Origin of the sequence: Candidatus Electronema sp. JC (genome assembly GCF_048287365.2) — a bacterium.
Taxonomy (GTDB): domain Bacteria; phylum Desulfobacterota; class Desulfobulbia; order Desulfobulbales; family Desulfobulbaceae; genus Electronema.
In genome coordinates this window covers 18,086-40,431 of record NZ_JBLWEM020000044.1, presented here as the reverse complement: position 1 = coordinate 40,431, position 22,346 = coordinate 18,086, and the positions used below count along the sequence as shown (strand labels likewise).

At 59.6% G+C, this 22,346-nt stretch carries 25 protein-coding genes; 12 read left to right on the top strand and 13 right to left on the bottom strand.

Going from position 1 to position 22,346, the window contains the following annotated elements; genetic code table 11:
• Positions 1–17: 17 nt before the first annotated feature.
• The 7 genes from ACNKH3_RS07370 to ACNKH3_RS07340 form a co-directional block, all read right to left on the bottom strand.
• Positions 18–824: an enoyl-ACP reductase FabI gene (locus tag ACNKH3_RS07370; protein ID WP_417916036.1), complete on the bottom strand. Its 807-nt coding sequence runs from the start codon at positions 822–824 to the stop codon at positions 18–20.
• Positions 824–1,258, bottom strand: a complete 435-nt coding sequence (locus ACNKH3_RS07365; RefSeq protein ID WP_417916028.1) for a 3-hydroxyacyl-ACP dehydratase FabZ family protein — start codon at positions 1,256–1,258, stop codon at positions 824–826. Before ACNKH3_RS07365 ends, ACNKH3_RS07370 begins: the two co-directional genes overlap by 1 nt.
• Entirely contained in the window at positions 1,258–1,998 is a 741-nt protein-coding gene (gene fabG, locus ACNKH3_RS07360; protein WP_417916027.1) for a 3-oxoacyl-ACP reductase FabG, read from the bottom strand. The genes ACNKH3_RS07365 and fabG overlap by 1 nt, the downstream gene beginning before the upstream one ends.
• A 90-nt stretch (positions 1,999–2,088) precedes the next feature.
• A complete protein-coding gene (locus ACNKH3_RS07355) occupies positions 2,089–3,252 on the bottom strand; it encodes a pyridoxine 5'-phosphate synthase (protein ID WP_420208766.1) in 1,164 nt (387 codons plus the stop codon).
• Between the two features lie 12 nt (positions 3,253–3,264).
• Complete coding sequence (locus ACNKH3_RS07350) at positions 3,265–4,266, bottom strand: PhoH family protein (protein WP_420208773.1); 1,002 nt, start codon at positions 4,264–4,266, stop codon at positions 3,265–3,267.
• Positions 4,267–4,271: 5 nt separating this feature from the next.
• Positions 4,272–5,147 carry a thioredoxin domain-containing protein gene (locus ACNKH3_RS07345; protein WP_417916635.1) on the bottom strand — a complete coding sequence of 292 codons (876 nt, stop codon included), beginning with the start codon at positions 5,145–5,147 and terminating at the stop codon, positions 4,272–4,274.
• Between the two features lie 116 nt (positions 5,148–5,263).
• A complete protein-coding gene (locus ACNKH3_RS07340) occupies positions 5,264–5,857 on the bottom strand; it encodes a YncE family protein (RefSeq protein ID WP_417916634.1) in 594 nt (197 codons plus the stop codon).
• A 323-nt stretch (positions 5,858–6,180) separates the two neighbouring features.
• Here ACNKH3_RS07340 and ACNKH3_RS07335 point away from each other — a divergent pair, with 323 nt between their 5' ends.
• The 7 genes from ACNKH3_RS07335 (at position 6,181) to ACNKH3_RS07305 (ending at position 11,786) form a co-directional block, all read left to right on the top strand.
• Positions 6,181–6,630 carry a hypothetical protein gene (locus tag ACNKH3_RS07335; protein WP_417916633.1) on the top strand — a complete coding sequence of 150 codons (450 nt, stop codon included), beginning with the start codon at positions 6,181–6,183 and terminating at the stop codon, positions 6,628–6,630.
• Between the two features lie 174 nt (positions 6,631–6,804).
• Positions 6,805–7,227: a hypothetical protein gene (locus ACNKH3_RS07330; RefSeq protein ID WP_417916632.1), complete on the top strand. Its 423-nt coding sequence runs from the start codon at positions 6,805–6,807 to the stop codon at positions 7,225–7,227.
• Between the two features lie 145 nt (positions 7,228–7,372).
• On the top strand, positions 7,373–7,594 hold the full coding sequence (locus ACNKH3_RS07325) for a hypothetical protein (RefSeq protein WP_417916631.1): 222 nt from the start codon (positions 7,373–7,375) through the stop codon (positions 7,592–7,594).
• Positions 7,595–7,678: 84 nt separating this feature from the next.
• Positions 7,679–8,821 (top strand): hypothetical protein, encoded by a 1,143-nt coding sequence (locus ACNKH3_RS07320; protein WP_417916630.1) that lies wholly within the window; start codon positions 7,679–7,681, stop codon positions 8,819–8,821.
• 33 nt (positions 8,822–8,854) lie between these two features.
• Positions 8,855–10,021 carry an MBL fold metallo-hydrolase gene (locus ACNKH3_RS07315; protein WP_417916629.1) on the top strand — a complete coding sequence of 389 codons (1,167 nt, stop codon included), beginning with the start codon at positions 8,855–8,857 and terminating at the stop codon, positions 10,019–10,021.
• Positions 10,022–10,046: 25 nt separating this feature from the next.
• Positions 10,047–10,859, top strand: coding sequence for a L,D-transpeptidase family protein (locus ACNKH3_RS07310; RefSeq protein ID WP_417916628.1), 813 nt, complete (start codon positions 10,047–10,049; stop codon positions 10,857–10,859).
• A 150-nt stretch (positions 10,860–11,009) separates the two neighbouring features.
• Positions 11,010–11,786, top strand: a complete 777-nt coding sequence (locus tag ACNKH3_RS07305) for a class I SAM-dependent methyltransferase (RefSeq protein WP_420208765.1) — start codon at positions 11,010–11,012, stop codon at positions 11,784–11,786.
• On the opposite strand, the gene ACNKH3_RS07300 is transcribed toward ACNKH3_RS07305, so the two are convergent.
• Positions 11,741–12,145: a hypothetical protein gene (locus tag ACNKH3_RS07300; RefSeq protein ID WP_420208764.1), complete on the bottom strand. Its 405-nt coding sequence runs from the start codon at positions 12,143–12,145 to the stop codon at positions 11,741–11,743. The genes ACNKH3_RS07305 and ACNKH3_RS07300 overlap by 46 nt on opposite strands.
• Between ACNKH3_RS07300 and ACNKH3_RS07295 the strand changes: the two genes are divergently transcribed.
• Positions 12,144–13,091 (top strand): hypothetical protein, encoded by a 948-nt coding sequence (locus ACNKH3_RS07295; RefSeq protein ID WP_420208763.1) that lies wholly within the window; start codon positions 12,144–12,146, stop codon positions 13,089–13,091. The genes ACNKH3_RS07300 and ACNKH3_RS07295 overlap by 2 nt on opposite strands.
• On the opposite strand, the gene ACNKH3_RS07290 is transcribed toward ACNKH3_RS07295, so the two are convergent.
• The 3 genes from ACNKH3_RS07290 to ACNKH3_RS07280 are packed head-to-tail and all read right to left on the bottom strand — an operon-like array spanning position 13,082 to position 14,668.
• The gene (locus tag ACNKH3_RS07290) at positions 13,082–13,912 is read right to left on the bottom strand and encodes a M48 family metallopeptidase (protein WP_420208762.1); all 831 of its coding nucleotides are present in this window, start codon (positions 13,910–13,912) and stop codon (positions 13,082–13,084) included. The genes ACNKH3_RS07295 and ACNKH3_RS07290 overlap by 10 nt on opposite strands.
• Positions 13,909–14,343, bottom strand: coding sequence for a YbjQ family protein (locus tag ACNKH3_RS07285; protein WP_420208761.1), 435 nt, complete (start codon positions 14,341–14,343; stop codon positions 13,909–13,911). The genes ACNKH3_RS07290 and ACNKH3_RS07285 overlap by 4 nt, the downstream gene beginning before the upstream one ends.
• Before the next feature lie 10 nt (positions 14,344–14,353).
• On the bottom strand, positions 14,354–14,668 hold the full coding sequence (locus ACNKH3_RS07280) for a YbjQ family protein (protein WP_420208760.1): 315 nt from the start codon (positions 14,666–14,668) through the stop codon (positions 14,354–14,356).
• Positions 14,669–14,898: 230 nt separating this feature from the next.
• On the opposite strand from ACNKH3_RS07280, the gene pilB reads away from it, so the two are divergent.
• From pilB to ACNKH3_RS07260, 4 genes are all read left to right on the top strand, one after another.
• Entirely contained in the window at positions 14,899–17,199 is a 2,301-nt protein-coding gene (gene pilB / locus ACNKH3_RS07275; protein WP_420208759.1) for a type IV-A pilus assembly ATPase PilB, read from the top strand.
• Positions 17,196–17,990 carry a glycosyltransferase family 2 protein gene (locus ACNKH3_RS07270; protein ID WP_420208758.1) on the top strand — a complete coding sequence of 265 codons (795 nt, stop codon included), beginning with the start codon at positions 17,196–17,198 and terminating at the stop codon, positions 17,988–17,990. Before pilB ends, ACNKH3_RS07270 begins: the two co-directional genes overlap by 4 nt.
• A 313-nt stretch (positions 17,991–18,303) precedes the next feature.
• The gene (locus ACNKH3_RS07265) at positions 18,304–20,016 is read left to right on the top strand and encodes a bifunctional sulfate adenylyltransferase/adenylylsulfate kinase (protein ID WP_420208757.1); all 1,713 of its coding nucleotides are present in this window, start codon (positions 18,304–18,306) and stop codon (positions 20,014–20,016) included.
• A 17-nt stretch (positions 20,017–20,033) separates the two neighbouring features.
• Positions 20,034–20,387: a diacylglycerol kinase gene (locus tag ACNKH3_RS07260; RefSeq protein ID WP_417916427.1), complete on the top strand. Its 354-nt coding sequence runs from the start codon at positions 20,034–20,036 to the stop codon at positions 20,385–20,387.
• Here ACNKH3_RS07260 and ACNKH3_RS07255 read toward each other — a convergent pair.
• Together ACNKH3_RS07255 and ACNKH3_RS07250 are read right to left on the bottom strand one after the other, a co-directional pair.
• The gene (locus tag ACNKH3_RS07255; protein ID WP_417916428.1) at positions 20,371–21,486 is read right to left on the bottom strand and encodes an adenylosuccinate synthetase; all 1,116 of its coding nucleotides are present in this window, start codon (positions 21,484–21,486) and stop codon (positions 20,371–20,373) included. The two genes, ACNKH3_RS07260 and ACNKH3_RS07255, sit on opposite strands and share 17 nt — an antisense overlap.
• The gene (locus ACNKH3_RS07250) at positions 21,483–22,343 is read right to left on the bottom strand and encodes a hypothetical protein (protein ID WP_420208756.1); all 861 of its coding nucleotides are present in this window, start codon (positions 22,341–22,343) and stop codon (positions 21,483–21,485) included. Before ACNKH3_RS07250 ends, ACNKH3_RS07255 begins: the two co-directional genes overlap by 4 nt.
• Positions 22,344–22,346 lie beyond the last annotated feature (3 nt).

Here is a 22,346-nt window from a genome sequence, read left to right as displayed (position 1 = left end):
GCCCTTTCTTTTTATAGTCATACACAACGCACCGCCTTGGCGATAATGTCCTTGTCGAAATAGTTGAAGCTCATGCCTGCGTCCACCACGAGGGTTTGGCCGTTGATGCCGGAGGAGCGCGGCGACAGCAGGAAGGCGGCGGCATCAGCCACCTCTTCGGTGCGCAAGGCTTGCTTGCGGGGAATCGCCTGTTCGGCGAAAATGTAGGAGTCAATGTAGCCGGGAATGCCTGCCGAAGCCGAGGTTTTTAGCAGACTGGCCCCGACCGCGTTAAAGCGCACCCGCGAGAAGGCGGAGAAGGATTTGGCGAGAAAGCAGAGCGAGGAATCCAAGGCCGCTTTGACCGGAGCCATGTAGCCGTAGTTCTCCGAAGCCATGCGTGTGGTGGAAATGGAGATCGTGACCATCGCGCCGTCCTGGTCAAGCAGCTCTTTGAAGTGATTGGCAATGGCGATGAAGGAGAAACAGGAGATGTCTATCGCTTGCAGGAAATCACGCTTCACCGTGCCGTGAAAAGGCTGCATTCCTTCAGAGTAATTGGCAAAGGCGATGGAATGCACAATGCCCGCAATCGGCCCGCCGATCTGCGCGGCGATCTCATCCCGCACCCGGATGATGTTTGCCTCGTCCTCCACGTCGCAGCAGAAAACCGGGCTGGCTGGAAAGAGCTTGCGGCAGGTCGCGGCCCGCTCTTCGCTGCGCACGACATGAATCACTTCGGCTCCGGCCTCGGCCAGCACCTTGGCAATGGCGCAGGCCACAGATTTTTTATTCGCCAAGCCGAAGATGACGACTTTCGTGCCCGCCAGCTTGAGAAAATCCATCATTCGCCTCCTTTTAAGGCGCAGGCGAATTCCACCTGCACCGCCGTCTTGCCGCCGACCTGCACACCGCCTTTGAGAAACCAAGCCGGGCCGACCTGCTCTTTCAAGGCCGCTGTGATTTCAATCAAATCGCCGGGCCGCACTTCCCGCTTGAACTTCGCGCCAAGAATGCGGGTCAGCACGGGCACACCCTGCACATCCTGCTTGCCGCGCCGCGTTTCGGCAATCAGCAAAGCTCCAGCTTGAAAAACCGCCTCGCAAAGCAGCACACCCGGCATGATGGGATAATCAGGATAATGGCCTTTGAAGATGTCCAACTCAGCAGATACCGTTGTTTCCGCCCGGATTGCGCTGTCCGTCAACTCCAGCACCCGGTCAAGCCAGAGAAAAGGCGGGCGGTGCGGAATACGCGCCATGATGAAATCCCTGTCCATCACAAGCCTCCGGTTATTTCCAACACCGAGCCGTTGATGTAAGCGGCGTTCTTTCCAGCTAAGAAAAGCACTGCGTCCGCCACTTCCTCCGGCGTGCCGAAACGGGCTGCTGGCACCAGCTTCTTGTATTCCTTCATCTGCTCTTCAGAAAGATCGCCGATGAAATCCGTGCTGATAAAGCCGGGCGAGACGCAGTTAACGGTGATCTTCCGCTTCGCCACTTCTTTCGAGAGCGATTTCATCAGCGCGACCTGCCCGGCCTTGGAAGCGGCGTAATTGGCCTGCCCGGCAAAGCCAAGGCGGCCCATCGGCGAGGTGATGAAGATGATCCGCCCGTATTTTTGTTTCAGCATCAGCGGGAGGACGAAGCGGCACATGTTATATCCGCCTGTGAGATTGACATCTAGGACGCGCTGCCAGTCCTCCTGCCGCATCATGGCCAGCACCGCGTCGCGGCGGATGCCCGCGTTGTTGACGAGAATGTCAATGGTGTCAAATTGCTCCTCGGTCTCGCGGCAGAAGGCTTCGACCGCTTTGCAGTCGCTGACATCAACCTTGTGCAGCCGCAGGTGGCCTTCCACTTCAGGATGCGCAGCAGCAAAGGCCGACGCTGCGGCCTCATCGCCGCTGTACAGGCCAAGCACGGTTGCGCCTTGGGCCAGCAATGCTTCAGCAACAGCCCGGCCTATGCCTTTGGTCGCGCCGGTGACAATGGCTTTTTGATTGATGAATGTGTTCAAGAGGGATTCTCGCAGTTGTTTTGAAACAGAAACGCTGAGGCAGGCGCGCTGAGGAAAAAAAGCGCGCCCAAGGTGAGCCGGAGACGGGTGTCAGACGGCCAGATCAATGCAGTTCTGCATCTCGCGCACGGCCTTATCCAAACCGACAAAGGCGGCGCGGGCGATGATGGCGTGGCCGATGCTCAGTTCTTCAATCACCGACAGACCGGCGACGCGGCCCACATTGAGATAATTGAGGCCGTGGCCCGCGTTGATCCACAGTCCGGCGGCATAGGCAATCTCCGCCGCCTGCTCGATCAGGCGGAACTCGCGTTCCTGCTCCTCGTGGTCTTTCGCATCAGCGTAGCGGCCCGTGTGCAGCTCAACATAGGCCGCGCCGACATCCGCCGCCGCCTTAATCTGCTCCTCGTCAGGATCAATGAAAATGGACACCGGAATGCCCGCTTCGGTCATCTTGCCAACGGTCTTCCTGATTTTTTTCTCGTTGCCGGGAATGTCCAAGCCGCCCTCGGTGGTCAGCTCCTTGCGTTTCTCCGGCACCAAGGTGATGAGGTCAGGCCGCACGTCCAAGGCGATCTCAACAATCTCTTTGACCGCCGCCATTTCCAGATTGAGGCGGGTCTTCACGGTCTGGCGCAAAACTCGCACATCGCGCTCCTGAATGTGGCGGCGGTCTTCGCGCAGATGAACGACGATCCCTCTGGCTCCGGCCAGCTCGCAGATGCCTGCGGCCAGCACCGGATCAGGCTCCGCGCCGCCTCTGGCCTCGCGGATAGTGGCGATGTGGTCAACATTGATGGCAAGCTGCGGCATGGTTCTTCCTCCTGAATGAATATGTTGAACAGCCTGATAAAGCGCGGCCTCCTTGTCCTGCATCCGCTCCGCCTCCGCCTCGGACAGCTCATGGTCGTAGCCGAGCAGGTGCAGCAGGCCGTGGATGATCAGCCACGTGAGGTGCTGATGCAGGGGGACTTCCTTCTCGACCGCCTCCCGCCACGCGGTGTCAACGGAGATGAGGATGTCGCCCAGCTCGTCGGCCACGTCCGCCGGGAAGGAGAGGACGTTGGTCGGCCCTTCCTTGTGGCGGTAGGTCTGGTTGTAGCGGGCCATTTCCTTGTCGTCGAGAAAGACAACACTGATCGTGCGCCCGCTTTGCTCCAGCAGGCGCAGCAGGCGGACAAGGCGCGCCCGCAGCAGGCTCTGATTGAGCTGGAACTGCTGCGGGTCGATTTCGCTGATGAAATTGATGGCCATGGGGAAAACGGCTCAGGACGCGGAACGCGGCGGCTCGCGGCGGCTGACAGTGTCGTAGGCGTGAATGATTTTCTGCACCAAGGGATGACGCACCACGTCGCTGCTGTCAAAGGGACAGAAGGCGATGCCCTCGATGTTCTGGAGCAGGGCCTGCGCCTCCACCAGCCCGGACGGCTGACTGCCGGGCAAATCAACTTGGGTGACATCGCCGGTGATCACCGCCTGCGAGTCAAAGCCGATGCGGGTGAGGAACATCTTCATCTGCTCGCGGGTGGTGTTCTGCGCCTCGTCCAAGATGATGAAGCCTTTGTTTAAGGTTCTGCCGCGCATGAAGGCCAGCGGCGCGACCTCGACCACTCCGCGCTCGACCAGATCCGCCGCCTTTTCCGCGCCCAGCATGTCGTTGAGCGCGTCGGTGAGCGGGCGCAGATACGGATCAACCTTCTGCGCCAGATCGCCGGGCAGAAAGCCGAGCTTCTCGCCCGCCTCCACCGCAGGCCGGGTGAGAATGATGCGCTGCACCTGCTCCGATGTCAGCGCGGCCACAGCCATGGCCACGGCCAAGTAGGTCTTGCCGGTGCCTGCCGGGCCGATGCCGAAAACGATGTCGTTGCGGCGGATGGCCTCGATGTAGTTCTTCTGATTGAGGGTCTTGGGCGAGATGATCCGCTTTTTGGAGGTGATGCAAACTTTCTCAAGGAAAATCTCCTCCAGCGAGGCATTGGGCGAGGCTTCCAAAATGCGCAGGCCAAAGGCCACATCTTGACTGAAGACCGGATAGCCCTTCCGCGCCAGCTCGTAGAGCTGCCGCAGGGCCGAGACAGCCAGCTCCACGGCGTGCGCCCGCCCTTGAACGCGCAGGCCGCCGCCCCGCTGATGAATGCGGACTCCGGCGGCCTGCTCGACGGTGTGCAGATTGCGGTTCAGCTCGCCGAAGAGCGTCTGCGTGGCGGCTGGGTCGGCAAAGTCAAGGCTCTGCTCGGTTTCGCCGCCGGTCGCCGCCGTTTTTTTCACCGAACTCACTTCTTTTTGCTCAACTCCTGCTCGATCATCTTCTGAATCACGTCCGGGCTTGGGGCGTTGACCCGGCGGCCATTGACGAAGATGGTCGGAGTGCCGTTGACCTCGGCCAGCCGCGCCGCGCTCATGTCCTTGGTCAGCTTCTCCTGCGTGGCCGGGCTGTTCCAAGCGGCCTTGAATTTTTCCATGTCCAGACCGATGCCTGCGGCGGCCTTTTCAATGTCCGCGTCGCTCAGACCGCTGTTGGCGGCGGCGAAGAGCGCGTCGTGCATCTGCCAAAACTTGCCCTGCTCCTGCGCGGCGATGGCGGCGCGGGCCGCAGGCTCGGCCTGCTGGTGCATGTTCAGCGGCATGTGCATGAAGACCACCTTGACCGTCTCAGGATTGCGCTTCATCACCTCTTCCAGCAGCGGATGCACCCGGCTGCAGAAGGGGCACTGAAAGTCGGAGAAGACGACAATGGCCACCGGCGCGGCCTCTTTGCCCAAAAACGGCGAGCCGGCAATGTCGATGTCCTTGGCGAAGGAAATGTCCAGCGCTTTGTAGGCGCCGTTGCCGTCCATCAGATAAAGCATCTCGCCGCGCGGAGCGATGTCAATCGCCACTGTGCCGGGTTCCACCGGAATTTCCCCCAATTTCTGGCCTTCAGCGGCGTGAAGGTGCACCTTGCTGTCCCCGCCGAGGACAAAGACCATCCTGCCGTCCAGCGACTGGACGAAATCCAGCGGCTTCGCCTCAGTTTTCCACGTCTGCAGCACGGTCCAAGACAGCGCGTCGGGCTTGGCCGCAGGCTGCTGGGCAGGTTCGGACGGCTGCGCCGAGACCGTCTGGCCGGCCAGGACGAGGAGACAGCAGAGCGCGAGAGTTTTTTTCATCTTCTTTCCTTTTTGCAAATAATTGATGATAGAAGGCCGCATGGACTGCGGCCCGCGTTCATTATACTGTTCCGCAGCCTGTCCGGCAAGCGGAACGCCCGGTCTGTCCGCTGATTTCAAAGATGCAGACGCACGGCGGTGTAGCGGCCATGCCTGCCCATGAGATAAAGCACTGCGCTGCGGGGAACAAGGTCAATGGCGGAGATGCCGGACGGCACCGGGATGAAGCCCAGCAATGCCCCGGTGTAGGAGTACATCCGCACAACGCTGTCCGCCTCCAGGACGAAGACGAGCTGCCGGTCGGGCAGGCTGGCCACGTCCACCGGCCTTGCCCGGGTTTTCCAGCGGCCCTGCGCCGACCAGCTGGGAAAGCCGCTGGCCATGTCAATGCGGAAGACGGCGCAGCTGCCGTTTTGTTCGGCGACATACAGCGTTCTGCCGCGTTGGTCGATATCCATCGCCGCCAGCGGCGCTTTGGTCGGCACGGTGGTCAGATGCTCGCCGACAGCGGAGTATATCTGCACCCCTCCCTCCCTGCCTGCGACAAAGACAAATTTTTTGTCCAGCGTTTGAGCGAATTCCGCCGCCTGGACTCCTGATTCCCAAGTGTTCATTTCCGACCAGGTGTCCAAAAGACGGGGGCCGTCTGCGGCGGGCGAGGTCATCGGCGGCAGGAGGAGCAGAGCGCATAACGCAAGAGTTTTTTTCATGTCTTTCCCTGTGCTGTTGTTGAAGCGGCCTGTGAGAGGATCGCATTGCTATGAAATATACCTGCTGGCGGGGCATTCGGCAAGCGGGGCTGTTTTTTTTGCTTTTTCATATTCCACTCTGATTTTTAAAAAGAAAAAGCCGCCTGAACCGGGACGGCCCTCTTTTCATTGATTTTTTGCCGACAGGCTGTTTTTGCGGCGCATCTTCTTATTTTTTTTATTTTTTCGCTTGATTTGCCGTGGTTGCTGATTTATACTTACAATAAGAAAAAAGGCAGAGTTTTTGCTTTTCACATGCTTTTTTCAGGCAGAAGGAGATCAAAATGTGGAAAAAAATTAATCTTGCACTGGTGCTGGGGCTGGCCCTCTCTCCTTCGGCGGCAATGGCTGAAGGCTTGTTTAATCCCTTTGCGGGCTTAGTGGATGGCATCGCGCAGGGCATGGCCCAAGGCTTGGCGGTCACAGAAGACATCAGCTTGTCCTCCTCCACGGACACAGGCGGCGTGACCGGCGGCAACGTGGTGATCGGCAACAGCTTTGCCGCAGATGAAGTGCGGCAGAGCGCGTACACTGACGGCAGCGTTGTCATGGCGATGGATTTGAACGGCAGCAACAACCTTCAGGCGGTCAACCTCGTTAAAAACGAGACGGCGGTGCTGGTCATGCAGGGGACAGCTGTCGCTGCGGGCCTGAACATCAGCTCCTCGGACAACGACTATTCGGTTCAGGCCGCCAACTTGATCACCACCTGCAATGGTGCGGAGTGCGAGTGATCGGTCAGCGGCAGGAGAAGCCGTGCGGCGGTCTGGCTCCGCATCCTCCTGCGCTGGCATGACGGCGGCAGGAGCTGCGTTTGGGATCTGATCAGAAGCAGGGGCCAAGCGGAGAGAACATGATGCCGCGCTGCGGACGCAGCAGGTGCGCCTGTCTGTCTGGAGGAGTCGGTGATGGTGAAAAAAACATGTTTGATCACATTGTTGGCGAAACTGCTGCTGCATTCATCAGCAGCTTTGTGCGCCGACTTCAGCGTGTTTGACCAGTTTGCCGATGCCTTTGACGCAGGTTTGTTTCAAGGGGCGCATGTCAGCAGCGAGCTGACGCTGGACTCCTATAACGACAGCGGCAGCACACAAGGAGTCAACGTGATTGTCAATCCGTCGTGCAACGGCAACGTGGTTCAGGTCGCGGCGGTCGAGTACGGTCTTTCCCTGAATTTGGATAACGGCGACAATGTGGTGCAGGGAGTCAACGTGTTCCGAGGCAGTGCCGAGTCTGTCACCCAGATGGCGGTCATCAATGGACCGGTCACTGTCAATTCTTTCAGCAGCGTCGGCAGCATTCAAGGCATCAACGTGATCACCAGCGACTGAGCGGCAGGGAGGCTGTGACATGCGAAATATTTTTTTCTCACTTCTTCTGCTGGGTTTGTTTTTCGGCGGCCAGGGAAAGGTTTTTGCCGAAATTAAAAAAGTTTCCATTCCTGACGTGCAAATCGCCCCCAGTTTGAAATCAGTGATGAGCCAGAGGGCCAGCGTGCTGCGGCAAAGCAGCGCGGCAGAAGAAACCGCTGCTGCCGCTTCAATCAGCACCAACGGCCAGTTTCTGACACCGGACGGCACGGTCATAGTGGACAGTCTCATTGAGCCGAAATGCGTTTTTTATGGAAATTACAATGAAGGCGGCGGTGATGCCTTTCAGTACATAGATGTGGACACCATTGTTTTTGAATGTCAGTGACCCGCTGAAATTTCAAAAATTTTCCTGAACAACGAGAGCTGTCTCCGCCCGCTATGCTGCGGGCTTTTTTCTTGCTGCATTCCGATGAACGCCTTTATCCGAACGGCATGGTTGAGCGGCGCAGTTTTTCTGCTGCCCAGCGGCTGCTCCAACATCAATTCCTCGATGTCCAACATCACGGCGGAAACTCCGCATCCTGCGCTGACCAACCTGACGGAAACCCTTAGATGCATGGGCCAAAAGGTCAATCAGACAGAGACCGGCGCTGTTCTGCTGCTGGTTGACGACTTTTTTGACGGAACTGTGCCGGTTCTGTCGGACAGTAAAATTTTAACCGGCAGATATGCGCGGGAAAACGGACCGTTAGCTGACGGCGGCAAATATGATTTCGAGGCTGTCATCCGGCGGAGCATCTCGCATAAAAAAATCATCATTCCCTATTCGCCGCCGCTCGGCTTGATGCAGGAGGATAAATTTGGCAGGCTGGACATAAGTTATGTGCGCGAGCTGGCCAAAAAATATGGCGCATCGGTGGTGCTGCGGGTCAAAGGGATCTACACCCAGAACGACACTGCCGACTACGTCAACAAGGGCCACAGCAGCGGCGCGGAGACCAGAGGCAGCAACGGCGAGGCGGACATTGAATATGGTGTCGCCAGAGCCTCGCGGAGCCTTTCGCTGACCATCTATCTGGGGGACGCGGTCAGCAACACTGTCGGCGCGGCCACCACGCTCACGCTCAACAGCTACACGGAATCAGAAAAATTCTCCATCGGCTTCGGCTACGGCGAAGGCAGCATGAGCTTCGCCCGGCAGTCCCGTACCAAGGAGGGCCTGCATGGCGCGCAGCGGACATTGGTTGAGGCCGCCGTGCTCTGGGCGCTCCGGGGCATCTATCAGCAGGTTGATTTTTCTTCCTGTTTCGCGTCAGGCGGCCCTTCGCCGGAGGCCACAGTCGCCGCTTACCAGAAATGGCTTGAGCTGGACGAGCATGAGCGGATAAAATATCTTAAAATCATGCTCCGGGAGCTGAAATATTACAACGGCAAAATCAACAAGCTTTATGATGCCGAGTTCCAGCAGGCGGTCAGCACCTATGAAGCCGGGCATGACATGCTGATCCCGCACACCAGAAACAATCTTGGCGATCTGTTCATTCAGCTGCACATGCAGGTCGATGCCGGGAAAATAGAAAAACTGGCGCGGCAGAACGACGGACTGCTCTGACCGCCTCCTTTTTTTGTATCGGAGATTTTTTTCATGACGATTTTCAGCTATGAGGCCGCCGAGCTGTTCGGCTGCCTGGAGCAGGGCCGCGAGGACATTCTGGTGCTTGATGTCCGCAATGAGAAGGATTTCAGCCGGTTCCGCGTGGAAAGCCCCAAGCCCTTCGCCCTGAGCAACATTTCCTACTACCGCTTCATGGAGCAGGAGCAGGAGTCGGCTGCTCAGGTGCCGAAAGACCGCAGCGTCCGCATCATCTGCGCCAAAGAGGGGTCAGCCAAATATGTGGCCGAAATTCTTGAAAAGCATGGATGGAAGGATGTCGGCTACATGGCGGGCGGGATCAAAAGCTGGGGCAACATGCTGGTGCCGAAGCTGGCCTTCCAAGGCCCGGATTACGAGCTGCATCAGTTCATCCGGCCCGGCAAGGCATCCTGCTCCTACGGCCTGATCTGCGGCAAGGAGATGATGCTCTTTGATCCTTCCCGCAACACTGAATTTTATCTTCAGTTCGCCGCGCAGAAAGGCTGCCGGATCAGCAAAACCTTTGAAACCCATCTTCAGGCCGACTACATTGCCGGCTCCAGAAGTGTCGCCGAGCAGACCGGCGCGGCCTTTCATGCCAACCCCGGCGATTTCGCCAGCTCAAAGATGCCGTACCTCCCGCTGCACGACGGCGGCATCCACCGTTTTTCCAGCGGCGGCCCAGAGGTGACGGCAATTTTCACCCCCGGCCACACGCCCGGCTCGACCTGCTATCTCATCGGCGGCAGCCATCTGCTCACCGGCGACACCGTCTTCCTTTCTTCGGTGGGACGACCGGACCTTGGCGGACAGGCTGAAGCATGGGCCGCGCAGCTTCACCGCAGCTTAGGCAGGCTTCAGCAGCTTGATCCAGACATCCGCGTGCTGCCCGGCCATTACATGGACTGGACAGAAGCAGACGCGCGGCTCATCTTCACCGCCCGGCTGAGTGAGATCATCGAGCGCAACAAAGCGATCTACAGTCTGCCCGGCGAGGCTGATTTCATTCAGTTCATCAAGGACAACCTGCGTCCGCAGCCGGAAGAGTACGCGCTGATCCGGCGGATCAACGCCGGGCTGGAACAGGTGGACCCGGACCGTGCCGAAGAGCTGGATCTGGGCAAAAACGAATGCGCCGCCACTGCCTACGCCAAGGCGAAAGCCGGGCAGACGGCCTGAACCGCAGACACTGGAGCCGCCGCCGATGGACATCGCCATGCCCCGCCTTGCCGCCGCCTTTCTGGGAGCCGCCCTGCTGCTGGCTCCCTTCCGCTCCTCCGCCCAGCTGCTGGAGGAATTTCTGCCCACCAGCCCGAAGGCTGAAACCTTCATGGCCAACGCCCGCCCCCGTGTGCTGCGGCAGCTCAAGGCCAAAGGAATGCAGCTGGGCGGCCCGGTTTTCATGAGGGTCTTCAAACAGCCGAAACAGCTTGAGGTATGGCTGCGGATAGGAGAAAAATTCGAGCTGTTCAAAACCTACCCGATCTGCACCTATTCCGGTTCCATCGGCCCCAAGCTGCGCGAAGGCGACCAGCAAAGCCCGGAAGGATTCTACACTGTCTCCGGCGGCCAGCTCAATCCGGCCAGCCGTTATCATCTCTCCTTTGACATCGGCTATCCCAACGCGGTTGACCGGGAGAACAAGCGCACCGGCGGCGCCATCATGGTGCATGGCAAGTGCATCTCTGAAGGCTGCTTCGCGATGGGCAACATGCAGATTGAAGAAATTTACCTGCTGGCCTATCAAGCCTTCCTGCAAGGGCAGAAGGAGTTCGGCATCCATGTTTTTCCCTTCCGCATGACCCAGGAAAATCTACGTGAGAACAAAAATTCCCGCTGGGCTGATTTCTGGGCGAACCTCAAGGAAGGCTACGACGCGTTTGAGCGGAGCCGTCAAGTCCCGCTGATCACCGCTGAGGGCGGCAGATACGCCGTGCGGCCAGGCCGCCTTCAGGACAGCGTGGTGATGGTCAATCCCCGGCTTGAGGTGCAGGACAGCTTTTCCCGCAGGTTCTGAGCTGAGAGCAACACATCCCATTCAGAAGAAAAAACAGCTGGTTCAGGTCAGGCGTTCCGCAGCGGTTTTCCAGCTTTTCGGGAACGCCGCCTGTCTTTTTATGCTTGCCCTGAACCTGTCACAGCATTATCAACACCATACGAGGAGCGCATGACCAAAGCGGAGAAGCAGAAAAAATTCTGGGAGAAGATGGCGGAGCGGTATCCTGCGCCTTTTTCAGAGGAGAGCTTGGAGAAAACCGGCAAAGTCATCAGCATGGCTGAGCAGCGCGGGGTGCGGATCGACGGCGCGGCGGTTTTGGACATCGGCTGCGGCACCGGCATCTACACCCTGCCTTTGGCCAAGCGGGCGGCCCGCGTGACCGGCCTTGACCTGTCGGAAGGAATGCTGCTGCGGCTGGAAGCCGAGCGGCAGCAGCACGGGCTGGAGAATGTCACCACCGTGCAGGGGCCGTGGTCGGATGAGGCGGTCGCCAAGCATGGTCTGGAAAAGGCGTTTGACATTGTCTGGGCCGCGATGACTCCGGCAGTGCGCACGGTCGAGGATGTCGCCCGCATGAACCGCTGTTCCCGTCGCTGGTGCGTTTATTCTGGCTGGGGCGAGCTGCGGCGCAATCCGCTCATGGAGGCGGCGTTCCAAGCGCATGGGCTGAATTTTGGCCCGCCGCCCGGCGCGAAGGCGGTGCAGGCCGCGCTGGCCGGAATGGGCATCCGCGTTGCAATTGAGACTGTGCGGCGGACTTGGGACTGGGAAGGCACGGTCGAGGAGGCGTTCGAGCATGTCGAAGGTTTCATCGAATCCCAGAGCGATGTTGAGCCGCAGCCGGAGCTGATCCGTGAGGTCATCGCCCGCTTCACCGCTGAAGACGGCAAAGTCCGCCATCAGACCGAAATGGAGATGGGCATGATGGTCTGGGAGACGGCGTAGCAGCCTCTTTGTCCGGCGGCCTGTGGCAGTGTCCGCGCAGGCTGCCGCTGCTCCAGCCGGAGCCGCTCCTGCTCCGTCTGTTCGGCGTGTTCATACAGGCCGAAGAAAAAACCGAAAAAAATGCCGGCTGCCAGGAAAATCCGGGCGACGCGGTCCCAGGCCAGCTTCTTCCCGTGATGCAGCCAGCTGATCATGCGGGTTAAAATCCACGTAAAGCCGATGCAGTAGGGCGCAGTGGTCAGCAGCTGCAAAAACGTCCCGGCCAGCATCTCTCCCGCCGTCCTGCCGCCCCGCAGATGAAAAAACAGATAAATGACAGCGGCAAGGGCGAAGGTGAATTTCTCATACAATGTGTTCATGATGATGCCTCAAAGTTTCTGCGTGTTCCCGGACACTCTGCCCAAAGATGAGATGCTGTTCCCCCTTGTACAATGTTTTGCTGAAGCTGTCTATCTCGCAGCGGCGGAAAACGATTTGCCGGACGTGAATGACATCCCGCCGCTGGCTGGACAGCTGCTGGCGCAGGGGCTGCTCCGCTTTCACTGCCCGGCACCGCTCGGCGCGGATCAGGAGCGTTTTCTTCGTTTGATTAAGGAACTGCGCCAGCGTCCCGGCGATTATATCGGGCTTTCCTTGGCCGGAAACAGCGGCAGCGGGATGGAAAGCCAAGATGCCATCGTCAGCGCGCTGCGGCGGCAGAGCGGCGGCGCGGCGGCAGAGGACAAGGAGCGGGCCGCTCTACTCTGGCAGGCCCGGCTGGTGCTGAAGCTGGGCGAAAGCGCGGACCGGCAGGAGGAGGAAATCCGGCAGAGCCTGCGCCGGATTACGCTGCGTGAGCAAAGGCTGCTGCGAACTCTGCGCGATGAGGAGGCCGCGCTGTCGGCTGTCACGGAACTTCCGGCATCGGAGAGCCGCCGCGCCCGCCTGCGGCTCAAGGCATGGCGGCAGCTGCTGGTCGGTGGCAGCCAGCCCCTGCCTGCCTGCGCTTTTGTCACCGCCGACCGTGACGCTTTTGACGGGATTATGGAAGAAAACGGCACGGCGGCTCAGACTCTTCTTGAGCTGCCGCTGCCTGCATGGCTTGCGGGCGGCAATTTTGCTGAAAAAAGAGCACGTTTCCAGCATGAAGCTGCGGCATTGATCAGCGGGCTGCCGCATTCTTTCGACCTGAAGGCATGGAAGACGCTGCTTGAACAGGTCTATCCGAAAGCGAAACACGGCAGATGCCTGCTCGCATTCCATCAAAAGCAGGATGAAAATGGTGAGCAGGAACTCTTCGGCATGATAGAGCAGCATCATGCTTGAGGGCTGACTTCTTCGGCAAAAGGCAGTTTGGCCGGAAGCGGCTGCACCGTCTTTTGCGGCCAGCCTTCCCGGCTGATGCGGTCGGCCAAATTCTGCCGCCGCCAGCGGCTGTCCGGGTGGGTGGAGAAGAGCGCGGGCGTGTTCCGCTCCTGCTCCTCAAACATGGCGAACAGATCAAGCGCGCCGCCTGCGTGGCCATAGCTGCGGACAACAAGGTCAAGGGCGAAGATGTCCGCAGCCGCTTCCTGCTCGCGGGAATATTTCAGGCTGAAGGTCTGCACGGACGGAGCGATGAAGCCGGGCAAATCGCCGGAGAAACCCAGCGCGGCGGTGATGGAGAGCAGCACCAGCCCACGGCCCAGCCCGCGCAGATGGTCGCGATGGGCGTAATGCCCCAGCTCATGGGCCAGCACCATCGCCAGCTCGTTTTCAGAACGCAGCTTGTCCAACAGGCCGCTGAAAACGACGATTCTTCCTGCGGGCAGGGCCAAGGCATTGATTTCCTCCTGCTCCTGCACCGTGATCTTGTATTGAAAATCAGGCAGATCAGCGGTCTTGACAAGACGGTCAAGCACCTGCTGGAGATAGTCGCGGCTGGCCGGAAAGGCGGAATCGTCAAGTTTGCCGGTGAAATGCGCGGCAATGGCCGCTTCAAAGCGGGGCGGCAGCCGCTCGGCGATTTTTTCAGCGGCAAAGCCCAGCACTATGTACAGCCCGAAGACTATTCCCAGCAGATATAGGCTGAGGCGGAAGAAATCCCGCAGCTCGTGCTGCTCCGGGACGTTGAAATTTTCTTCCGTGTAACGCGGCTCGAACTTCATTGCCGGTAATACACCGCTGTGCCGAAGGCCAGCACCTCCACCCCGGCGACTTTCTCCCGCGCCCCGATTTTCATCGATTCAAAGCGGACGTTGAGAATCGCGTCCGCTCCGGCTGCCTGGGCCTTCATGCGGAGCAGAGCCTCCCGCCGCGCCCTGTCCATCATGCTTTCGGCAACCGTGATTCTCATGCCGAACAAGCTGGCTAACTGGGCCATGACCTGCTTGAAAAAATCTCCGGCAATCACCACGCTGCCTGTGACCAGCTCGGCTTTGGCCACAGGCCGGTCTTCAGCCCGCTTCATGGTCAGGGCGGGCAGCAGGAGCAGTTCTTTCTCCCGCCGGATGATGTCGGCGAAATGCTTTCTTTCCTTATATCTGCCGATCAGATAGGAGCCGCAGAAGAGCAGGGCGAAAAATATCAGATCTGTCATGCTTCTGCCCTCACTCGACCCGTACTGCGGTGCCGTAGGCGTAGATCTCCGCCGCGCCAGCCGCCACGTCCGAAGTGGCGAAGCGGACATTGACCACCGCGTTCGCGCCGAGCGCCTTGGCCTGCTCAAGCATCCGGCTGACCGCCTCCTGCCGCGTCTCGTCCAGCAGCTTGGTGTAATTTTTCAGCTCGCCGCCGAAGATGTTCTTCAAGGACGCGCCGATGTCCCTGAAGGCGTTCTTTGAGCGCACAGTGCTGCCGGAAACCAGCCCGTAGTGGGCGATGATGGTCTTGCCGGGAATGGTCTCAATGTTGGTGATGTCCATGTTGTCTCCTGCGGATTGATTTACGCGCCTGAACAGGCTGTTGAACTGCTTCTTTCTCTTTACTGCGCGGGCCGGGGATGTCAACAGAAATTTCATCCGGCCCTGACTGAGGCCGCGTAAAAAGCGGGCTGACGGGAAAAAACCTTTTGGCCGGTTTTCTTTTGCGGTAAGATACAGCAGGCTTCTGGCCACGGCGCATTTTTCATTTCATTTGATCGGGTTCGGAGATTATGGATAAAAAAACAGCAGCGGAGGCACCGCCGTCCAGAAGAGCGGCGGCAGATCCGAAGGCGGCGTTGAAACGGACCGTCAAAGATCAGACCGGAGCAGGCAAGCTGAAAATCGGCGAGCTGCTGCAGAAAGCGGGCTATGTCACCGCTGCCGAGTTCACCAACGCGCAGGCCATCCACAAGAAAAACGGCGAGCGGCTGGGCAAGATACTGCTCGACGGCGGCATTATTGAGGAAGACACCATTGCCAACTTCCTCAGCAGGCAGCATGGCTACGTTTTGGTCAACATCGCCGAGGAGGCGCCGAATCCTGAGGCGCTCAAGCTGCTGCCCTACGAGACGGCCAAGCAGTACATGGCCTTCCCGCTCCGGCTGGCCGGCGACACCCTCCAGATCACGATGGCCGAGCCGACTGACGCGCTGGAGGTCGAGGAGCTGCAGAACACCCTCAAGCTGGCCCTCAACGTCTGCGTCTCCACCACCAGAAACATTGTCGAGGCGTATAAAACTTATTACAAAATCAGCGACGAGGAATACAAATCTTTTTTCGCCACCGGTGAGGAGGAGCAGGTTGAGCAGGTCGAGCAGGTCGAGGACTGGGGCGCATTGGTTTCCGACGCGGCGGAGGACTTCGAGATTGAGGACTCCGGCAATGAGGAGGACGACAAATTCAGCCAGTTCTCCGCCAATGACGCGCCGATCATCAAATTAGTGAACGGCATTCTGGTCAAAGCCGTGCAGGAAGGGGTCAGCGACATCCATATCGAGCCGTTTGAAAAGACCATGCAGGTGCGCTACCGCAAGGACGGCTCCCTCTACAAGTCGATGAACCTGCCGCTGACGATCAAGAACGCGCTCTCGGCGCGCATGAAGATCCTCGCTGGCCTGAACATCACAGAGCGGCGGGTGCCGCAGGACGGCCGCATCAGCATCCGGCTGGGCCGCAACAAAGCGGTGGATTTCCGTGTTTCCACCCTGCCGCTGCTGCACGGCGAAGGCATCGTTCTCCGTATTTTGGACAAAGGCTCGCTGAATGTTGACCTGACCAAGCTCGGCTTTGAGGTGGAGACATTTGCAGCCCTCAGGCGCTGTCTTGAACGTCCCCAAGGTCTGCTCTTAGTCACCGGGCCGACCGGCTCCGGCAAAACCGTAACGCTGTATTCAGCCCTTAACTCCCTCAACAGCGAGGACATCAAAATCCTCACCGCTGAAGACCCGGTCGAGTTCAACTTCAAGGGCATCAATCAGGTCAACGTCAACGTCGAGGTCGGCATGACCTTCCCTGCCGCCCTGAAAGCCTTCCTCCGCCAAGACCCTGACATCATCATGGTCGGCGAGATCCGCGACATCAGCACCGCCGAGATCGCCATGAAGGCGGCCATGACCGGCCACTTGGTTTTCTCGACCCTGCACACCAACGACGCGGTGGCCACTGTCAGCCGTATGGTGGACATCGGCATTCCCGCCTATATTCTGGCCGGCTCGCTGACCATGGTTCTGGCCCAGCGGCTGGGCCGCCGCCTCTGCGCCAAGTGCAAGCAGCCGGTCACTGTGGAGCGGCAGCGGCTTATAGAGATCGGCTTCACTGAGGAGCAGATCGACAAGCCGGGCTTCCAGCTCTACGGCCCGAAAGGCTGCCCGGTCTGCAACGGGCGCGGCTACAAGGGCCGCGTCGGTTTTTTTGAGCTGCTGGAAGTCACCAGCGAGGTGGCGCAGGCCATCCAAGCGCAGGTTTCGGAAGAGCAGCTGCGCAAAGTCGCTGTCCAGTCCGGCATGTACACCCTGCGCCACGCGGCCATCCTGAAAGCGCTTCAGGGTGTAACCAGCCTTGAAGAGGTGGAGGGCAACACGGTCATTCAGCAGGACACTCTGCCGCCGTATCTGGTCAGCCCGCCGGTGGAGGAATACGAGGACGGCGACATCATCATCCAGGAAGGCAACCAGGACGACCGCAATTTTTACAAATTGGTGCGCGGCAAGGTGGCGGTGCTCAAGCAGGGCAAGAAGATTGCCGAGATCACCGAGCCGGGCGAATATTTCGGCGAAATGGCCTGCATTCTCAGCGAGCCGCGCTACGCCTCGATTGTCTCGGTGGGCCGTACCAAGGTGAAGAAGTATCCAGGCGACAAACTGCCGGAGCTGCTGGAGAAATATCCGGACATAGCCCGCCATCTCTTCAAAACTTTGGCCAAGCGGCTGCGCAAGACCGACAACATCGTCATTCAGCTGGCAGGCGGCGGTGCGGCCAAGCGGCCTCCCGGCACCGGACCGGCCATGCCGCCGCCCCGTCCTGTGCGATGAGCAAAATTTCTGTTTACATCATCGCGTGGAACGAGGCGGACAAAATCCGCCAGGCGGTCAATTCCGTGCTCTGGGCGGACGAGATTGTGCTGGCCGATTCCTTCAGCACCGACGGCACCGCCGAGATCGCCGCTGAACTGGGCGCACGGGTGGTGCAGATTGCGTTCAAGGGCTTTGGCGACCTGCGCAACCGGGCAATGGCCGCCTGCGCGCACGACTGGATTTTTTCCTTAGATGCCGACGAGCGCTGCACCCCGGAGGCGCGGGACGAAATGCTGGCGACGGTTGCTCTGTCAGACGCGGCGGATGCCTATTACATCCCCCGGCGCAACTTTTTCATGGGCCGCTGGATCAGGCATTCCGGTTTTTATCCCGACTACCGCCAGCCGCAGCTCTTCCGCAAGGGCGCGCTGCGCTTCAAGAAAACCGACCCGGTGCATGAGGAATACGAGATTGTCTCCAGCAGGCCAGCCGGTTATCTTCAGCAGCCCATCTGGCAGTTTCCCTACAAAAATCTGGAGGAAGTGGCACGCAAGGCCAACCGCTACTCCACGCTCGGCGCGGAGAAGCTCCGCCAGCGCGGACGGCGGACAGGAATGCTCACCGCCCTCAGCCGGGGCCTCTGGTCCTTCTTCCATATGTACATCCTGAAAAAAGGCATTCTCGACGGCTGGCCCGGCTTGGTCATCGCGGTCGGCAATTTCGAGGGGACGTGGTACAAGTACGCCAAACTGCACGAGCTGAACGCTGACTGGCAGCCGCCGGACAGCCCGCCGCTGCGGCGCGGCTGAGAGGCTTCAGCGGCGGAAGCTGTTGGCGGCCAGACAGTACTCCTTGGCCAGCAGCAGGCGCTGCGGCACCGGCAGGTAGAAGTAGATCGGACTCAGCATCAGGATATGGACGGCATCACGGAGACTCATTTTTCTCAGCAGCTCTGCGGTTTCTGTTGCGCAGGCCAAAACGCCTGCATTGCTCCTCAACCCTGATAAGCTGACTCCCTCCCTATAGAATAGGTATAATGTATCCGCGCAAAAAGTTCAATATTTTTACCGCTATTCAGGATTTTGCTGGCAACGTTCTGAGCATCCTTGAAATTTCATTCCGATGTCTGAAAACAATCCTTCATCCACGCCCTATTCCGAAAGCCTGCTGGTCCATTTCTGCCGGGCCGAGCAGCTCCGGGCCGAAGCCCTGCGCCTGCCCGCGCTGGATCTGAACCGCCGTCAACTCTGCGACTTGGAGGGCCTGCTCAGCCGGGCCTTTTATCCCCTGAACGGCTTTCTCTGCCAAGCGGATTACGAACGGGTTCTGCAAGAAATGCGTCTGACTGACGGCTCGGTCTGGCCGCTGCCGATCTGTCTGGATGTCAGCGAAGCCTTTGCCGCCAAGCTGGAGCCAGGCAGCCGCGTGGCCCTCAACGACGGCGAAGGTTTTCTTTTAGCTGTGCTGACGGTGAGCGACATCTGGCAGCCGGACAAAAAGGCCGAGGCTGAGGCGGTTTACGGAACCAGCGAGCCGGAGCGGCATCCCGGCGTGCAGGTCCTGTTCACGCAGGTGAAGGACTGGTATCTCGGCGGGACGCTGGAAGGTCTGACTCTGCCCATTCACTATGATTTTCAAGAATTTCGCCTGACTCCGGCGGAGACAAGCCGCCGTTTCATGCAGCAGGGCTGGCGCAGGGTGCTGGGCTTTCACACCAAGGAGTATCTGCACTGCGCCCACCGCGAGATGGTGCTGGCCGCCGCCCGCACAGCAGGCAGCGCGATTTTCCTCCAGCCTGCGGTGGGGCTGGATCATCCCGGCAGCCGCGAGCATTACACCCACGTGCACTGCTATCAGGAGTTTGTCCGCCAGTTTCCGGCCAGCATGATCCAGCTCGGCATCATTCCCTTAGCCGAACGCCTTGCCGGGCCAAGGGAAGCCCTTTGGCACGCTCTGATCCGCAAAAATTACGGATGCAGTCATTTCATGGTCGCGGCAGACCACGGCGATCCCTTTGCCGACAGCGATGCGGAGCTGTTTTATCCGCGCGGCGCGGCCCAGCGGCTGGCAGCCTCGCTGGCTGAGGAAATTGGCATTGAGATGGTGCCGGAGCAGGCAATGGGCTATGCCGAAGACCGGGCCTGCTATGTCCGCCTTGACAAGGCCGACGGCGAGGCAGTGAAGAGCATCAGCTCCAAGGAGCTGAAACGGCGGCTGGAATGGGGCTTGGAGATTCCTGAATGGTTCTCTTTTCCCGGCGTGGTCGCCGAGCTGCGCCGCTCCTTTCCGCCGCGCTCCCGGCAGGGCTTCACCGTGTTTTTCACCGGACTGTCCGGCTCCGGCAAATCAACCATCGCCAAGGCCCTGATGGTGCGCCTCATGGAAATGCGCAGCCGTCCGGTGACACTTTTGGACGGCGACATCGTGCGGAAGAATCTCTCCTCAGAGCTGACGTTCTCCAAGGAGCACCGCAATCTGAACATCACCCGCATCGGCTATGTGGCCAGCGAGATCACCAAAAACGGCGGCATCGCCCTCTGCGCGCCTATCGCACCCTATGAGGAGCCGCGCCAAGAGAACCGGCGGCTGATCAGCCGCTACGGCGGTTACATCGAAGTCTATGTGGCCACGCCGCTGGAGATCTGCGAGCAGCGCGACCGCAAGGGCCTTTACGCTAAGGCGCGGGCCGGATTAGTCAAGGGAGTGACCGGCGTTTCCGACCCCTACATTCCGCCGTCTCATCCTGAAATCGTGATCGACACCTCAACAATGACCCCGGCTGAGGCGGTGCAGGACATACTGCTTTATCTGGAAGAGCAGGGATATGTTCGCTGAAGAAGACGGCAAAAAGCATGGCTGAGAAACAAAACACCTCGCATCTCCGCAAAGCCTTGGGCTGGTCTCTGGCCGGGCTGGCCTCCGCTTGGCGGGAGACCGCTTTCCGCCAAGAGATTTACTGCCTCTGCGTCCTTGCTCCGCTGGCCTTTTGTCTGGGCAAGAGCGGGCTGGAGCGGGCCATGTTGCTCGCCAGCCTGCTGCTGGTACTGATTGTGGAGCTGATGAATACCGCCGTGGAAGCGGCCATTGACCGCATCGGCCCGGAGCGGCATCCGCTCTCCGGCAGGGCCAAAGACATCGCATCGGCAGCGGTCTTCATCGCCTTGATCAACGCAGTGCTGGTCTGGCTGCTTATCCTGCTGGGCTGAAGGGCCGCACCGCTCCCGCCTCGTCGCCTGCGCTGACAAAGACGCTGCTGAAGCCGAGCCGTCCGGCAATGCGGGCGATGAAGTCGTCCGCGCTGTCGCAGCAGACGATCCTCCCGTGCTGCGTGAAGCGCAGCTCCTTTTCAACATGATCCAAGCAGGTGACGACCAGATGCCGGTGCGTGCTTGAACGCAGCAGCTCGTCCCGGCTTACCGCGTATTCAAGCAGGTCAAGGTCAAGCAGGCTGCGTCGGAACGTGCCTTGATAAGTGTTGCGGACGTTGGTCTCGTCGGGATTGGCCTTGATGTTGTGCGGCAGCAGCTCGTTGCTCATCGGGCCATCGCCGTGCCGGGTCTGGTAGGCGCGGGTGACGAGGTAGATGTCCAGCTCCTCGCTGCCGTGCAGGGCTACGGCATTGGCAGTGCCGGTGTTTGAGCGGGTGACATGGGGAAAAAAGCCGAAATGCTGATCCAAGAGCAGCCCTTGTGCGCCCTCGTAGATGAGATCGCTCCAGCCACCTTCCGGCAAGCCGCGTGTGAGGCGGACGTGCGGCGAGCCGATCAATGCGGCGCAGCAGTCGAGGAAGTCCTCCACATCCACCGCATTCGCCCAGTCGCCGTAGAAGCGGCAGATCAGATCCAGCTTGGTGCGCAGCACCCACGGATAAAAGAGGTCGCCGAAGGTGAGCGAGTAGAACTGCTCTTCGCGGCGGAGTGTGTCGCCAAAGCCCACACCGCAGCTGCCGTGCGGATGATGCTGGCGGTTGCGGGCGATGTCATACGGCGTGGTGACTGGACAGGCCGCGTCAATGTAGAGCAGCGGCTGCGCGCCTTTGCCCAGCAGAGCGCACAGCTCGGTGATCAGGCCCACAGGCTCAACTGTGCAGAAGCGGGAGAACCAGCTTGGCGCGCCAAGCAGCGTGCCGGAGCCGAAGTTGGAGAAGACATGCCGGACACCGTCTGCAACCACGGTATGCCCGGCCTGCTGACCACCGGAAAAGCGGATCACCAAGGGTTTGGCACAGCTCCGGCAGAGCCAGTCCGTGACCAGCCCCTTGCCTTCGTCGCCGAAGCCTGCGCCGATGACGACCTTCCCCTTCACAAGATGACTTCAGTCTGCGACCGCGTCCCGGCAGCAGCCGTCTTGCCTGCCGCGTCCTTGCGCAGCGTGGCGGCGATGATTTCAGGAATCACCAGCGAGACCTCCTCGTGCCGCTCAAGAACGATCAGCTTATCGCCCATGAGCTGCTTCCAGCCGTCCATGACCTCCCGTCTGCTGCCTGAGCTGGTTTCGCGGATGTGCAGGTGGAAGACGTGGTAGCTTTTCCTTGCTTTGTCCAGAAGCTCCACCGCTGACCAGGTCTGCTGCTGGCCCCGGCCCATCAGGCGTTCCAAGCTGACTGCCGGGACTTCCGGCAGAGTCGGCTCATCACCGATGGTGAAGAGAAATCCCTTCTGCTTCCGCTTCTCAACGCAGTCAACTGAGGTATGGAATCCTGCGAAATACCAAGCCAGCAGGTAGCTCTCGCCCGCGTTACCGCCACCACCGCCCTCCAGATAGACCGAGGTCAACCACTTGTCGAGCAGCTCGTCGCTGGATTCAAACTGACCGACCTGCAAAGGGCTGCTGTCGCACTCGTGGTCTCCAACTGCAAGGAAGAGCAGCTGCGGATCAGGCGTGCCGCTTTGGATGATCCGGCCCATGATCTTTGGCAGGCCGTCTTTGACAAGGTGATGTGGAATTGAACCCATCGAGCCGGTCACATCCAAGGCGAGGATGATAGCCACCGAGTTGGGATGTTCGACTGAGTCACGGGACTCACGCACAGTGATGCCGTGCGGGTTCATGGCGTTGTTGATGTTCCGCTGCGTGAAGATCTCGCGGGCAGACTTGGTGTCATAGCCAACAGAGGCAGCCCGCGCCGCCCGGTCATCCACTGAATAATATCCCCAGCCCATGAT